The organism is Microvirga brassicacearum, assembly GCF_008757455.1.
GTDB lineage: Bacteria > Pseudomonadota > Alphaproteobacteria > Rhizobiales > Beijerinckiaceae > Microvirga > Microvirga brassicacearum.
The window spans coordinates 59629-74670 of sequence record NZ_VCMV01000077.1 but is presented as its reverse complement, the minus strand read 5'-3'; the positions used below and the strand labels follow the sequence as shown (position 1 = coordinate 74670).

The following is a 15042-nucleotide window of genomic DNA, read 5'->3' as shown; positions in this document are numbered from 1 at the left end:
TCCTGAGAAGTTTTATGCCCATGCCCGTTGATAAAGTATCGCTTCCGGTGACACCGCCGATCAGAATCTTGGTTGTGGACGACAGCGCGGTGATTCGGGGTCTTATTACCCGATGGCTTGGTGAGTCGGGCGGTTTCGAGGTCGTGGGTTCCGCAGGCAATGGCCGCGTCGCCGTTGAAAGTGTGGAGCGCCTCAAGCCGGATATCGTTCTGCTTGATCTTGAAATGCCGGAAATGGACGGATTGACGGCGCTGCCGTTGCTTCTCAAGGTTCAGCCGAGCGCAAAAATAATCGTCATTTCAACGCTCACGCAGCGCAACGCGGAGATCTCGCTGAAGTGCTTGTCTCTCGGCGCGGTCGATTACTTGCCGAAGCCGGAAAGCTCGCGCGTAGCCGGCGCGTTGGCTGATTTCCAGCACGATCTCGTTCAAAAATTGCGCGCCCTTGGTGCTACGAAGACCCGGCACGTAAAACCACCTGCGGCGCCGCCGGCTTCACAATCGGCGCCGCTGAAGATGCCTCCTGTTCGGCCCAAGTGCCTTGTGATTGGCGCGTCTACCGGCGGTCCTCGTGCCATCGAGAGAGTTTTGAGCGATCTCGGAGATGCTGCTGCGAGTCTGCCTATTCTCATCGTGCAACATATGCCGCCGATGTTTACGGCGGTGTTTGCCGAGCACCTCCAGAGTCTTCTGTCACTTCCCGCCAGAGAGGGGAGGGACGGCGACGCTCTTTCTCCCGGAACAATTCTCGTCGCGCCGGGCGGAAGGCATATGGGTCTTGCGGTCATCAACGGGAAGCCCGTGATCCGGCTCGACGATGGCGCGCCGGAAAATTTCTGCCGTCCCGCTGTCGACGTTCTGTTTCGGGATGCCGCCGCTGTTTTCGGAGCTTCCGCGCTGGCAATAATCTTGACTGGAATGGGGTCCGACGGAACCCATGGTGCTCGCGCCTTGGCACAAAGCGGCTCCACCATCCTGGCTCAGGATGAGATGACGAGCATCGTCTGGGGAATGCCGGGCAGCGTGTCCCGAGCGGGCCTGGCTCGCGAAACACTTCCACTTGAAGCCCTTGGTCCGCTCGTAAAGAGCATAATCAAAAAGCCCGTGTGATGACTGATCTCGAGTTCGACGTTCTGCGCGCTTTCTTAAAGACCCAATCGGGCCTGTCTCTTGCTCGCGACAAGCGGTACTTGGCGGAAAGCCGGCTTAGGCCGGTTTGCGAGAGTTTTAGCCTGGAAAGCCTTTCCAGGCTTTGTCGCGAAATTAAATCGGGAACGCAAAAGAAGCTGGAAAAGGCCGTCGTCGAGGCGATGACGACAAATGAAACTTTTTTTTTCCGGGATAAATCGCCCTTTGAAATTCTCGAAAACACCCTGCTCCCCCGCTTTTTAAAAGACCGTGCCGAAACTCGGCGTCTTCGGATCTGGTGTGCGGCTGCATCCACCGGCCAGGAGCCATACTCGATCGCCATGATACTAAAGGAGGCGGCCGCACGCTTCTCAGGATGGAAGATCGAAATCGCCGCGACGGACATTTCGCTGGATGTGATCGAGAAGGCAAAAACAGGAATCTATAATCAGTTTGAGGTCCAGCGCGGCTTACCACCTCGGCTTTTGACAAAATACTTCCAGCAACACGGGGATCATTGGCAGATTTCCGCAGAAATCAGGCAAATGGTGGATTTTGGTTATCTCAATCTGATAGAAGATTTTTCGCGGATGGGCCAGTTTGACATCGTTTATTGCCGCAACGTGCTTATTTACTTCGATCTGGATACCAAGCGCGACGTTCTTTCACGGGTTTCGCGCGCCATGGCAACTGGCGGCGCCCTCTTGATGGGGGCTTCCGAAACCGTCCTGGGCGTTAGCGATCTATTTTCCTCGGATTCATCTCACCGCGGACTTTATACGAAGGCCGGAGACGCCGCTATTGGAGCGCCAACCAAGCTTCTGGCGGGCTCCATGTGATCAGAGCGTCATCTCGATAACCATAAATCCAAAACTTAATAATTTTTTTATACGCCTGTTGACCGGAATAATTTTTTCTCATATTAAAAAAAGACGCAGATGTTGCGGCGGAATCTTCCCCACTTCATCTTCGCATTACGCACTTTTGGTTGGCTCCTCATCAGGAGCCCAGCATGATGCTACACCAGAGTCCCGGACAGCCCGGATGTCATGAACAGCAGATCGAACCTTGTTCGATGCATGAAGCTCTTCTGCTGAGTCGGTTTGATTCCGACATTGCCTGAAAATCCTTCCAATTTTTCAAACGGGTAAATCCTCATGGCTTCGATCAATACCAACCTCTCTGCCTTGACCGCCCTGCAGTCGCTGAAGTCGACCCAGAGCGCTCTTTCCAAGACCCAAGGCCAGATCTCGACTGGTCTGCGCGTCGGCGAGGCTTCGCACAACGCTTCCTACTGGTCCATTGCTACCAAGATGAAGTCCGACAACGGCGCTCTCGGCGCGGTTAAGGATTCGATCAAGCAGAGCAAGGCGATGCTCGACACCAACACCTCGGCCATCAGCAAGTCTCTCGATTATCTCAACAAGATGAAAGAGAAGCTGACTGCCGGCTCGAACCCCGGTGCTAACCTCGACGCGATCCAGGTCGAGCTGAAGGGCAGCATCGACGGCCTGAAGAGCGCTGCATCTTCGGCTTCGTTCAATGGCCAGAACTGGTTGAACGGCGATTCCGGAACCGTCAAGCTGGTGACGTCCTATGACGGCGAAGCCAAAAAGGTGAACACGCTCGATATCGACACCTCGAAGGTCCAGCTGTTCGATGATGCGGCCAACCCCACGGGCGGACTTCTCAAGGCCGTGTCGGACATTGACATTGCGAACCCTCCGAACGCTCAGGGTTACACCGATGTCAAAATCTCTGCGGCGGATCTGTCAACTGGCGACACGCTGCGGGTCAAAGTCTCCGGCAACACTGAGATCAGCTATGATCTTGTCGCTGGTGATACCGACCTCGCTACGCTCGCCGCCAACCTGAACGCCGACGCGACGATTGGCGCTGAGGTTGAGGCATCGGTCGTTGACGGCAAACTGCGCCTGACCTCGCTGACTTCCGGCAAGGACGTCAGCGGAAGTTTTGCTGACACGACTGTCAGCGCCGATACCGCTGCGGCTGCTGGTCCTCCGGCCGTCGCTGGTTTCTCGGAACTGACGGTGGATACCGCGAAGCTGTCGAACGGCGACGAGATTTCGTTCTCGGTTGACGGCGGTACGACCGTCTCGACCTTCAAGATCGGGTCGGAGAAGTCGATCGATGAGCTCGTCTCCTCGATGAATGCGGACTCTGCCGTCAGCGCCTCGGTGATCGCAACCAATGATAACGGCAAGCTTCGCCTGACCGCTGTCAACGTAGCAAATGACGTTGAAGCGACGATGAAGAATGTGACGAAGGGCGTCGACACGACCAATGGCCAGATCGCTGTGGCTGATGCACTCGCGTCGGTCGATCGTGCCATCAACGACCTTCGCGAAGGCTCGGCGATGCTCGGCGCCAACAAGGCTCTGCTGGAGACCCAGGAAGAGTTCGTCGGCGTTCTGTCCGACTCGCTGACTGCCGGCGTGAGCGCTTTCGTTGACGCCGACATGAACGAGGCTTCGACCCGCCTCCAGGCTCTGCAGACGCAGCAGCAGCTCGGCGTTCAGGCGCTCTCGATCGCAAACCAGAACAGCCAGATGATCCTGAAGCTCTTCCAGTAAGAGCATAAGCCCGCAATCTGATGGCGAACGGGGCCCCGTCTTGAGAGAGACGGGGCCTCATTGTTAAGCGGTCACGAAGGTTCTCCCGATCATGTCCCGTGCAAGCTCATACAGAGCAAAGGTGCGCGCGCTTGCCCTAAGTTTTGGTGTCGCGACACTCCTGCTGCGAACGGTCCCGGCGAATGCGAAAACCGGCGAGAGCTGGGAATACGCAGTCAAAACCAATTTGGAGGGTGATCCACAAATGGTCTTGGCGCGCTTGCGAAGCAAGGATGGGTCGGCATTGTGGATTTCCTGTTCGCACGTGGCCTCAACTGATATGAAGACGGTATCGATTTTGGTGGCCGCGACCGTGACCGCCGCACGGTTTCTGGGATCAAGCAATCCCAAGGGGCGAAGCACGGTGACGTGGTTTGACGAAGACCCTCCTGAAGTTTCCCATTGGGTTTATCGTGACAGATACGGACAGCTCCGCGGTGAGGAAAACGTGAAAGGATTCGTGGAGCACCTGGTCGCTTCCGAGAGACTTGTGGTTGAACTATCGAACTATCGCTACGAGACGCTGCGGTCTGAATTCACTCTTGATCGTGACCGGACACGGGTAGTCGCCGACCGGTTTGCGAAAGACTGTAGCTCTATTGGCGCAAAACGCTGAAGCTCGTCGGCAAAGAATAGCTGCCAAACCGAAGACGCAAACGAAGGATTGAACCGATGTTCAGCACAGCGAGTCGTTATCAGATCCTAGCGGCGAACCCAATTCGAACTCGGTCGACGATTGAGAATGATGTTGTCGTCAAGCGAGAGACGGCCTTTTACAACGCGAACATCAAAAATGTGAAAACCATCGACCAATTCGTCAACGATTATCGGCTCTTCAACTATGCGATGAAGGCCCACGGATTGTCCGATATGGCTTATGGCAAGGCCTTCGTAAAAAAACTGCTAGAAGAGGGCGTCGACAATCCTAAAAGCATGGCGAACAAGATGACGAACCCGCTCTACAAGGAGTTTGTCAAAGCGTTCGATTTCGCCGGAAAGGGTGCGCTGGCGACGTCCGAGGCGAGTGCCACGACGGAAACAGTCAGCAAATACGTTCAGCAGACGCTCGAGCACAAAGAGGGTGAGCAGAACGAGGGAGTTCAACTCGCTCTCTATTTCAAGCGCAAGGCTTCGGCAATCACCACCCATATGGGTTTGCTCGGCGACAAGGCGGTGCTGAAATTCGTCCAAACGGTCTTCAATATCCCTGCTGAGGCGTCAAAAGCCGATCTCGACGCTCAGGTCCGGAATTTGAGGAAGCATATCAAGATTGAAGACCTGCAGGATCCCGCCAAGGTTGAGAAGCTGATCCAGCGTTTCAGCGCAATGTGGGATATGAACAATCCCACGCAGGCAACGATGAACCCAATCCTGAACCTGTTTGGCGATTCGACGGAATCCGGGTTCAGCATCGATCTCATGATGAGTATTTCGAAACTCCCGCGCGGCGGATACTGAGGTGGCGCGGCTCAATAGGCCGGCAACACGTCGACGATAATCCGCTGCGACGCCGGTAGGCCGTCATCTCGGACGATGAAATTGCCGCGGCAGGTGGTCGTTGCGGCACGGATCGGCGTCCGATGTTGGTCGACTCCCGTCAGATAGTTGACGCTGTAGTAGCGGTGATTGCCGATGAACCGTGTGTCGCTGGCCTCAAAAACGTAGCCGATTGTAGTGGGACTGACGCGGAAGGTTCTTTTTGGAGGCCCTAGCGCAGCAATAGGCGCAGAAATCGGGCGGCCAATATATTCAAAACATTCCACCGCTAACGTCTCGTGAATTGTCGGAGCGCAAGCCGCGCCTACTGCAACAAGGCCGACCGCCAACGCCAATTTTTTCACGATAGTCTCCCTGGAAAACCAGACCAAAAGGCAAGGGAAAAAGCGATGATGAAGCGTCTATGCCGCCCCGCCTATTTTAGAAAGCTTTTCTTTAAAAATCTCATCTAAATGGGAGGAAGGTTCGCAGGATGTGGGTGGTTCCTCGGGTTAAACCGGAGGGCTGCCCGACATTCGGCGAGGAATCACGAGATCGGACATTTTTTCGACATATCTTTCCCGCTTGATAATACGATGAAATTCGTGCAACAATATTACTTGGGAGCGGTCTCTTTTCGCGGGCGGAATGCGGATCGCGATGCGGGGCCGGCACCCGGTGGGCGGGAAATTAAGAGGTAGTGCCCCGTAGCGGGGTAGCGAGGAGATTTTACTTGTGAGTATTGGGTTTTCACGGTTGCGATCGGTTTTGTCCAAGTGGGAGTTTTGGAATGGCGATTAACACTGGCTCGGGTCGACGAGGCAATGTGAAGGGGCGCTATCAGATGCAGGATCCTGGGACTGGCCTCTTCTTGAAATTTGACGCCGGCAGCAATCAGGTCATCTCCGCGAAAAGCACCCCTGGCCCGTTCAGGAACGTTCGGATCAAGACGGCGCTCGCCAATGCCCAGCGCCTTGCGGCGGCGTCGGGCAGCAGCGTTGAGACGAAGAAGGCCAAACGGGACAGCAGCGAACGCGCTGCCTCGCCCGAAGCAAGGCCAGTTGTCAGCGACGCGGAGGCCGGTAAGAAGGTCGCGGCCAGCCGCACCACCGCCAATACTCCGCGAGTAAAACGTCCCCCGGGGCGGCCCTCTTCGCTTCGTGGCAAAAAGGCCGTTTCCGAACAGCCTTCAGCGCGAGAGTTTTCACAACGTGCGTTGGCCGCCCGGCACGCGCGGACCTAATTCACGCTAGAAGCTCCAATCCGGGACGCATCTGCTACGGGCCCTCCGAGCGGCAGCGCGTGAGAACCGCCGAGATGCTTTTGGCCCGGTCAGATCACTAGAGCGCCGCCGGGTGATCTCAGCGCGCACCTACTGCCGCGCGGCCATATTGCCGACCGCAATGTCCTCCGGTTGGAGCGAGGACGTGGCTCGACAATAGCGGCCAACCCTGGCGCTTTGCCGCCGAAGGGAGCAGCGATTTCGCCTCGTGCGGCCGCGCGAGCTCGAACCGGCTTTCGCCGCGTCCGGTCGGTTCCGCCTAATCCAGAGATGACCGGGTCACTCAAGCCACAAGGGTTCGCGGGCGGGGGCCCCGCCGGTGAGTTGATCCCCGCGCGGCGATCAAAATATCAGGGTCGAGATGACGTCCTTGGAACGCTCAGGAGGAGGGGAACGCCCGCCCCCGCGGTTTGGGCAATTTTCCGACACGACCTTGGCGTACCCTCGGACCGAATTTCGACGGGCCAATAAAATTAACCAACCGCACCGGTCTATTTCAGACGTCGGCAAAAACACGTGCCTGGGAAGTCCTCAGCAAACGCGGGGCTTTGTGCCGGAAAATGCAGTGCGATAATTCCGCAACAAGACCGATAAAAAAACGCAAAATTAAGTGAGCTTCCTTATTTCTTAGATCAGATTCGAATTTTAAGCCGCCTATTGATTCCAGAAATCCCAATATCCACGGGGCCTTCTGGCGATTTTTGGATACTGTTTCAGAAAAATAAGCAGGCGGCAACCACGTGGCTTTTCTATCGCGTTCCAGTTGCCTACCCATTTTGGGGTAGTTATACCGTGGTTAACGAATTCCTAGACGTGCATTTGTTCGGGTTTATAAACCGAAATTACTGCCGAGGGTTCGCCTAAAAAAATGCGCTTAAAATTTAACGCAGGGCGGCAAAAATGTATATCGTCGTTGACGAGCGACAGGTCGTAGCTTCCGGCTATGCAGCGAACTTCGAACGCGAGGGCGTGTCGTCGCTGGGGTTGTTTTCTGAAGAGTTCCATGAATGGCTAAGTACAGCCTCGAATTCCGATTTGGATGCGGTGCAAGGTTTCGTACTCGGCGAATTTCCGCAAAGAGCGTCTTGCGCCAATAGTATTCGAAGACATTCAAAGGCTCCTATTATTGCTTTATGCGAAGAGCGTTCTCTTGACGAGACGTTGGATCTCTTCACGGCAAAATTCGACGACGTGGTACGCAAGACAGTGCACGTTCGCGAAATACTTGCGCGCTCTGAGGCCGTCTGGAGGCGGGTGAATACGAGTAGCAATGCGAAGGCTGATTCAGACAGCGCCCGTCTAAAGGTTTATTTCGATGGGCGAGATGTCGAAATTGACGGTGAATGCCTCAATCTGCCGCGCAGAGAACGTCATATTTTAGAATACCTGGTTCGAAATAAGGGACGGCGCCTCACAAAGCTGCAAATTTTTAATGCGGTCTATGGCATCTACAGCTCAGAGGTCGAAGACAGCGTTGTTGAGGGCCACGTCAGCAAGCTGAGAAAAAAACTCCGCCAACGCCTTGGATACGATCCCATCGAAGCGAAGAGATACATCGGATACTCCTACATCGGATAAGGCCCGCGGGCGGGGCAAAACTGCTCCCCACTCAAATTATTCGACCATCTCCACGACAGCCGAATTCGCCAGATGACGATGTTTTGGCTTCAATGACCACAATAACCCTGAAAGCCAGCACACGCGGGCGCTTTTGCCCAAAAAATGCGGCGGACAGAAAAACTAAAACGCTTTGCGGCGGCGAGCCGATTAAAAGGAAAGAAAATGAAATTCCTGAATAACCTGCGGCTTGTCGCCAAGCTCGCCATCCCGGTTGCTATTTTTGTGGCGATTTCCGTCGGGCTGGTTGCTTTCGCCATGTCAGGGCTGAGCCACATGGCGACGGACGCGCAAGAACTCGTCGACATCGAATCCCGGCGACTGCAACTCGTCCTATCTGTCCACGGCGACATGAACGAGGCGACGATTCAGGAAAAAAGCATGATCCAGCTGAATCCCGACCAGGCGGATCGGATCAAGAGCACCCAGGCGGTATTCGGTGAGTATACCACCCAGGCAATAAAAAGCCTCGATGAGATGATTGCCTTGTCTAGCTCTCCAGAGTTCCGAAAGCTCAATGAGAACCTGAAGGCCAGCGTGTCGAAATATTTTGAGATGATGAGCAGAAGCACGGCGTTTGCTGCCGCCGGCGACGATGAAAGTGCGTCGGCAATTTCCGATGGCGAAGGTCGAAACCTTCGCAGGCAATTGCGGGAACAGATCAGTGCCAGCACTGATGGCATCGCTCTCGAGCTCCAGCAGGCCAAGGCCGACGCGGCTGAACTCGCGGCGAGCACCGGAAGGACGTTGATGGTTTCAGCCGTGCTCGGACTAGTAGTTGCACTTGGCCTGATTGGCTCAATCGCAATCTTCGGAATTGTGCGACCTCTGTCTGGCATGACGGCCGCCATGGGCCGCCTTGCCGAAGGCGATCTAACCGTCGAGGTGACAGGCGCAGAGCGAAAGGACGAGGTCGGTAGCCTTGCGCGGGCACTCCAGGTCTTCAAGGAGAACGCTCTCGCAGCTCGTCGCCTTGCGGCGGAGCAGGAAGCGGAGAGCGACGCCAAGATGCGCCGCGCCCAGGTTCTGGATCAGCTTACTAAGAATTTCGAAGCGAAAGTTTCAGCTCTCACGCATGGGCTCGCTTCCGCCGCGACGGAAATGGAAGCGACCGCTCAGACTATGACCCACGTTGCGCATCAGAGCAGCGAGCGGACGGTGACCGTGGCGTCGGCCGCAGATCAGACATCAGCCAATGTCCAGACGGTCGCCGCCGCAACGGAGGAGCTTTCGATTTCCATCAGGGAGATTTCGAGCCAGGTGAATCTATCCTCTCAAATCGCCGAGCGTGCTGTCTCAGATGCGAAGCGCACCAATGAAACTGTTCAGGCTTTGGCCACTTCGGCAGAAAAAATCGGCAATGTCGTCGCGCTCATCAACAACATTGCGGGTCAGACCAATCTTCTGGCGTTGAATGCGACGATCGAAGCCGCCCGCGCGGGTGAGGCAGGGAAAGGCTTTGCTGTTGTGGCTTCGGAAGTAAAAGAACTCGCTAACCAGACGTCGAAGGCGACTGACGAAATCTCCGCCCAGATTGGTTCCGTTCAGCACGCAACGGGCGACGCTGTCGAGGCGATTCAGAAGATTGCCGCCACGATCTCCGAGATGTCTCAGATCTCCGTCTCTATCGCCGCCGCGATGGAAGAGCAGGGTGCGGCAACAACCGAGATCGCACGGAATGTTCAAGAAGCCGCAAGGGGTACCGAACAGGTTACAGGCAACATTGCCGATGTACGGCAAGGTGCGGGCGAAACAGGTGTCGCGGCCTCACAGGTGCTTTCAGCCGCGCAGGAACTAGCACGACATTCGTCGAGCCTTGGCGACGAGGTCGAGGAGTTTTTGACCGGCGTAAAGGCAGCATAAACAACGCGCCGGGCCATTGGGAACATAAAATAACAATAAAGGTATCAACGATGTCATTGTCCAGGATGTGGAACATCACGGGTCGTTTCTATGCCGGAATGGCTGCCAGCATCGTGGCTCTGGCCGCGCTGGCGATGTTCGGCTCCCTGACAATCTCGAGCCTCCTCACGAAGCAGAAGCAAACCGAGCTTCAAAACCTGACTCAGGTGGCTCTCAGCATTGTGGCGGATTTCGAAACACGAGCCGAACGCCGCGAGATGTCAGTCGAGGAGGCGAAGAAGCGAGCGTCTGAGGCGGTTGAGCTTTTGCGCTACAGTGGATCGGAATATTTCTTCATCCTCGACGACAAGAACTTCATGCTGATGCATCCCTTCAGCAAGGCGATGGTCGGAAAGGACCAAAGCGAGCTCAAAGACACGACGGGCAGGCCGTTTCTGAAAGAGATGGTGGATATGGCCAAGTCCGGCGGCGGCTTTATCCCCTATCTTTTCCCGAAGCCGAACCAGAAGGAAGCGTCGCCGAAGCTCTCCTACGCGGTTAGTTTCAACAAGTGGGGATGGGTTATCGGAACCGGCGTCTACATCGACGACCTGCAGAGCATAGCGGCGTCCTATCGTAACCTGTTCTTGATGCTGGTGGCGGCTGCTGGCGGCATTCTGATCGTCGTGGCGTTCGTCCTCGGACGCAGCATTTCACGTCCGATTCACAAGCTGGTCGCGAACATGCAATCTCTGGCAGGTGGTGATCTGAAAGCTTCGATTGAAGGTAGGTCTCGACGCGACGAGATCGGCGTCATGGCGCGAGTTGTGCAGGTCTTCAAGGATGCTCTGGTTGAAAAGAAGCTGAGCGATGAAGCGATAGCGGCCGATGCTGCTGCCGCGACGCGACGGGCGCGCGTGCTGGACGGCTTGACAAAGCAGTTCGAGACCAACGTATCCGCTTTGACGGGCGCCTTGTCGTCGGCCGCCACCGAGATGGAGGCGACGGCTCAATCGATGACGCATGTCGCAGATCAAACGAATAGCAGGACCGTGTCGGTCGCCTCCGCGGCTGAACAGACTTCGGCCAATGTTCAAACCGTGGCGGCTGCGACCGAGGAGCTGTCCATCTCGATTCGCGAGATTTCCAGCCAAGTGGGGGAATCCTCGCGAATTGCCGGTCAGGCGGTGGAGGATGCGAGACGCACCGATGCGACGGTGCAGACGCTCGCAGCAACCGCGGACAAGATTGGAACTGTCATCCAGCTGATCAACAACATCGCGAGTCAGACCAACCTGCTCGCGCTCAACGCCACGATCGAAGCAGCCAGAGCGGGCGAGGCTGGGAAGGGATTCGCCGTTGTTGCGTCCGAGGTCAAGGAACTGGCAAGCCAGACTAGCAAGGCGACGGACGAGATCGCCTCCCAGATCGGGGCGATTCAGCAGGCGACCCAGGAGGCCGTCAGCGCGATTCAGAACATCGTGACGACGATTGCAAGCATGTCGAGCATATCGACGATGATTGCTGCAGCGATGGAGGAACAGGGCGTCGCGACGCGAGAAATATCGCGCAACGTGCAGGAAGCGGCCCGTGGAACCGAGCAGGTCACGGCCAATATTGTTGGCGTGCGACATGGCGCTGGCGAAACTGGCACGGCAGCGTCGCAGGTGCTTTCCGCCGCACAGGAACTCGCCCGTCATTCAACAGGCCTCGGCAATGAGGTGCATGACTTCCTCTCCGGCGTCAACGCAGCTTGATGTGCTACCCGCGGGGCGTCGGCGACTTCAACTCCCCGTCCGGTGTCATCCATTTCAGTTGAGAAATAATCATGGACGATTTGCTACGAGAGTTTTTGACTGAAACGGGCGAGCACCTGGAAACAGTTGATGTGGAGCTCGTTCGCTTCGAGCGGGATCCCAACAATCAGGCAATCCTCGGCAATATCTTTCGCTTGGTCCACACGATCAAGGGAACGTGCGGCTTTCTTGGCTTACCTCGCCTTGAGGCGCTCGCGCACGCGGCCGAGACGTTGATGGGCAAGTTCAGAGACGGAATGCCCGTTACAACGCCTGCGGTTTCGCTCATTCTCGTCACGCTAGACAGAGTAAAGGACATCCTCGCGGAGCTGGAGCGGACTGCGACAGAACCGCAAGGATCCGATGAAGATTTGATAGATGCCCTAGACGGCATGTCGTCCGCAGTGTTTACGATGCCGACGGAAACAGACCTCGCGGTCACGTCGCATCAGGCGCTCGACCGGCCGCTGAAACCGGGAGAGGTATCTCTGGACGAGCTGGAACGTGCCTTTCAGGAGGCTTCTGGCCCCGAGACGATTGGCAACCTCACGTATCAGGTTCTGGAAAGGGCTCTGAAGCCCGGCGAAGTCTCGTTGGACGAGTTGGAGCGCGCCTTCAGAGAGACCGCGGGTCCGGCAACGCACGCACCGGCGCAAGAGCTTTCCCTTGCATTGACAACCAAGAATGTCACGGCGGAGGCGACGGAGGTGCCCGAAAGCGGGGATCAACCCGCCAGCAAAGCCCAGACGATCCGGGTGAGCGTTGAAACGCTGGAACACCTGATGACGATGGTCTCCGAGTTAGTCTTGACCCGAAATCAACTGCTGGAAATTGCTCGTCGAAACTCTGACGACCTTGGCTACAAGGTACCGCTGCAACGCTTGTCCCAAGTCACAGCTGAACTCCAAGAGGGTGTGATGAAAACGCGGATGCAGCCCATCGGAAATGCCTGGCAAAAATTACCGCGAGTTATTCGGGATCTGTCCACCGAACTTTCGAAGAAGATCGATTTGGTATTGCAGGGTGCCGACACGGAACTAGATCGCCAGGTGCTTGAAGTGATCAAGGATCCCCTCACGCATATGGTCCGCAATTCCGCCGATCACGGTATCGAAACGCCACGAGAGCGGAAGGCTTCCGGCAAGCCGGAGAAGGGAACAATTCGTCTCAATGCCTATCACGAAGGTGGCTCGATCACGATTGAGATCACCGACGACGGCAAGGGCCTGAGTTTCGATGCTATACGCCGAAAGGCAGTCGAGCGTAACGTTGCGACCGAATCTGAGGTCGAGCGCATGAGTGACGCTCAGGTTGCCAAGTTCATTTTCCACCCGGGTTTCTCGACTGCGCAAGCCATCACCTCGGTGTCGGGTCGCGGCGTCGGCATGGACGTGGTCAAGACCAATATCGAGCTTATCGGCGGAACGGTCGATATCCGTTCCGAGACCGGCAAGGGAACAACCTTCACGATCAAGATACCGCTTACGCTGGCGATCGTGGCCGCCCTGATTGTCGCATCGAAGGACCAGCGCTTCGCCATTCCGCAAATCGCCGTTCAAGAACTGGTGCGGGTCATGCCCGGTTCGGAACAGGCTGTCGAACGCATCGATGGCACGCCTGTCCTGCGTCTCCGCGACCGCCTCCTGCCGATCGTGCCTTTGTCAAAGGTCATGGGCTTAGCCGATGCGCGGGAGGCCAATGAAGGTTTTGTGGTCGTGACGCAGGTCGGACAACAGAGATTTGGAATTCTGGTTGACGGAGTATTCCAGACGGAAGAAATCGTCGTGAAGCCGATGTCGTCAAAGATGCGGCATATTCAGCTTTTTTCCGGCAATACAATTCTTGGCGACGGCGCTGTTGTCCTGATCATCGACCCGAATGGGCTTGCTCGGATGGTTGGGTCCGGCGCGGAAGACGATCAATTCCTCGGTGCTGCATCCCTCGAACAGCCTGACGCCGTGCAGGATGAAACATTGTCGCTGCTCGTCTTCCGAGGTGGAGCGGAGAGCCTCAAGGCCGTTCCGCTTTCACTCGTTACGCGGGTCGAAGAGATTGATGCTTCGACGATCGAATGGTCCGGGGACCACCCGCTCGTTCAGTATCGCGGCTGCCTGATGCCGATCGTCGCCTCCGACGATAAGCTGATGATCAAGCAGAGCGGGATGCAATCGCTTGTGGTGTTTTCCAGCAACGAGACGACGCTCGGCCTTGCGGTCGCCGAGATCATCGACATTGTCGAGGACAGACTCGACGTCGAACTCGTCGCCGAGCGATCAGACCTCGTGGGCACGGCGGTGATCCGTGGACGAGCGACCGAGGTGATCAATGTCGCTCACTACCTTCCGTTGATTGCCGAAGCCTGGGCCCCCTCGGGCGCGCGAAACGGCACGATCGCCCAGTCACTCCTTCTGGTCGATAGTTCGATGTTCTTCAGGGACATGCTATCCCCGGTTCTGAAAGCACTTGGCTACAGGGTCCACACCGCGTCGAGTGCGCAGGAAGCGTTGCAAATCATAGCCAGCGGAACGCAGATCGACATGATGGTGACTGACCTTGTGTTGTCGGATCATTCGGGGCTTCAGCTGGTGGCCGCTTTGCGTGCTGATCCCGATCATCGAGGAATGCCCGTGATCGCTCTATCTGTTGGGCGGGACGCCCATCAGATTGCACTGGCGCACAAGCTTCAGATTTCCGAAGTGGTTGCAAAGCATGATCGCCGCGGCCTCTTGTCCGCACTCGCCGAAGTAAGCGAATTTTCAGATAAGGCCGCCTGACATGAGAGCTGCAAACACCAATACCGCCATCGCGACAAAGACACCCACACGTCTGCTGGAGTATGTGACGGTTGTCGTCGCGGGGCAGATTTTCGGGCTCCCGATTCATCGAGTGCACGATGTCTTCGTCGTCAGTGAAATGACCACCGTGCCGCTTTGCCCTCCCGAGATTTCCGGATTGCTGAACCTTCGAGGCAGAGTTGTGACCGCGGTGTCGTTGCGCCGACGCCTTGGATTGACAGATGCCAGCAACGGCGAGCGCAGAATGGCCGTCGGTCTGGAAAATTGCGGCGAAGCTCACGGGCTTCTGGTTGATGAGGTGGGCGAAGTCTTGGAACTCGACCACGCTGCGATGCAGCCCAACCCAGTACATCTGGATCCGCGCTGGGTTGGATTGTCGCAAGGCGTCCACCAACTCAAGGACAGACTCCTCATCATTCTCGATGTCGACGCCGTTCTCGCGTTTGAAACCGAACGCGAGGTCGCGTAACGATG

General features: G+C 56.4%; 12 protein-coding genes. 11 read left to right on the top strand and 1 reads right to left on the bottom strand.

Going from position 1 to position 15042, the window contains the following annotated elements:
• Positions 1–20 precede the first annotated feature (20 nt).
• The 5 genes from FEZ63_RS23695 to FEZ63_RS23675 all read left to right on the top strand — a co-directional run bounded on the left by FEZ63_RS23695 (position 21) and on the right by FEZ63_RS23675 (position 5218).
• Entirely contained in the window at positions 21–1109 is a 1089-nt protein-coding gene (locus tag FEZ63_RS23695) for a protein-glutamate methylesterase/protein-glutamine glutaminase (protein ID WP_244622961.1), read from the top strand.
• Positions 1109–1966, top strand: coding sequence for a CheR family methyltransferase (locus tag FEZ63_RS23690; protein WP_150949703.1), 858 nt, complete (start codon positions 1109–1111; stop codon positions 1964–1966). Before FEZ63_RS23695 ends, FEZ63_RS23690 begins: the two co-directional genes overlap by 1 nt.
• A 318-nt stretch (positions 1967–2284) precedes the next feature.
• Entirely contained in the window at positions 2285–3721 is a 1437-nt protein-coding gene (locus tag FEZ63_RS23685) for a flagellin N-terminal helical domain-containing protein (protein WP_150949701.1), read from the top strand.
• Positions 3722–3812: 91 nt separating this feature from the next.
• Positions 3813–4376, top strand: a complete 564-nt coding sequence (locus tag FEZ63_RS23680) for an SRPBCC family protein (RefSeq protein ID WP_150949699.1) — start codon at positions 3813–3815, stop codon at positions 4374–4376.
• A 56-nt stretch (positions 4377–4432) separates the two neighbouring features.
• Positions 4433–5218 (top strand): DUF1217 domain-containing protein, encoded by a 786-nt coding sequence (locus FEZ63_RS23675; protein ID WP_150949696.1) that lies wholly within the window; start codon positions 4433–4435, stop codon positions 5216–5218.
• A gap of 11 nt (positions 5219–5229) precedes the next feature.
• On the opposite strand, the gene FEZ63_RS23670 is transcribed toward FEZ63_RS23675, so the two are convergent.
• Positions 5230–5601: a hypothetical protein gene (locus tag FEZ63_RS23670; RefSeq protein WP_150949694.1), complete on the bottom strand. Its 372-nt coding sequence runs from the start codon at positions 5599–5601 to the stop codon at positions 5230–5232.
• A 461-nt stretch (positions 5602–6062) separates the two neighbouring features.
• On the opposite strand from FEZ63_RS23670, the gene FEZ63_RS23665 reads away from it, so the two are divergent.
• The 6 genes from FEZ63_RS23665 to FEZ63_RS23640 all read left to right on the top strand — a co-directional run bounded on the left by FEZ63_RS23665 (position 6063) and on the right by FEZ63_RS23640 (position 15037).
• Positions 6063–6479, top strand: coding sequence for a hypothetical protein (locus FEZ63_RS23665; protein ID WP_150949692.1), 417 nt, complete (start codon positions 6063–6065; stop codon positions 6477–6479).
• 939 nt (positions 6480–7418) lie between these two features.
• A complete protein-coding gene (locus FEZ63_RS23660) occupies positions 7419–8096 on the top strand; it encodes a response regulator transcription factor (RefSeq protein ID WP_150949689.1) in 678 nt (225 codons plus the stop codon).
• A 204-nt stretch (positions 8097–8300) separates the two neighbouring features.
• The gene (locus FEZ63_RS23655; protein WP_150949687.1) at positions 8301–9998 is read left to right on the top strand and encodes a methyl-accepting chemotaxis protein; all 1698 of its coding nucleotides are present in this window, start codon (positions 8301–8303) and stop codon (positions 9996–9998) included.
• 50 nt (positions 9999–10048) lie between these two features.
• The gene (locus FEZ63_RS23650) at positions 10049–11734 is read left to right on the top strand and encodes a methyl-accepting chemotaxis protein (protein ID WP_150949685.1); all 1686 of its coding nucleotides are present in this window, start codon (positions 10049–10051) and stop codon (positions 11732–11734) included.
• Positions 11735–11805: 71 nt separating this feature from the next.
• Complete coding sequence (locus FEZ63_RS23645) at positions 11806–14547, top strand: hybrid sensor histidine kinase/response regulator (RefSeq protein ID WP_150949682.1); 2742 nt, start codon at positions 11806–11808, stop codon at positions 14545–14547.
• 1 nt (position 14548) lies between these two features.
• Complete coding sequence (locus tag FEZ63_RS23640) at positions 14549–15037, top strand: chemotaxis protein CheW (RefSeq protein WP_150949680.1); 489 nt, start codon at positions 14549–14551, stop codon at positions 15035–15037.
• Positions 15038–15042 lie beyond the last annotated feature (5 nt).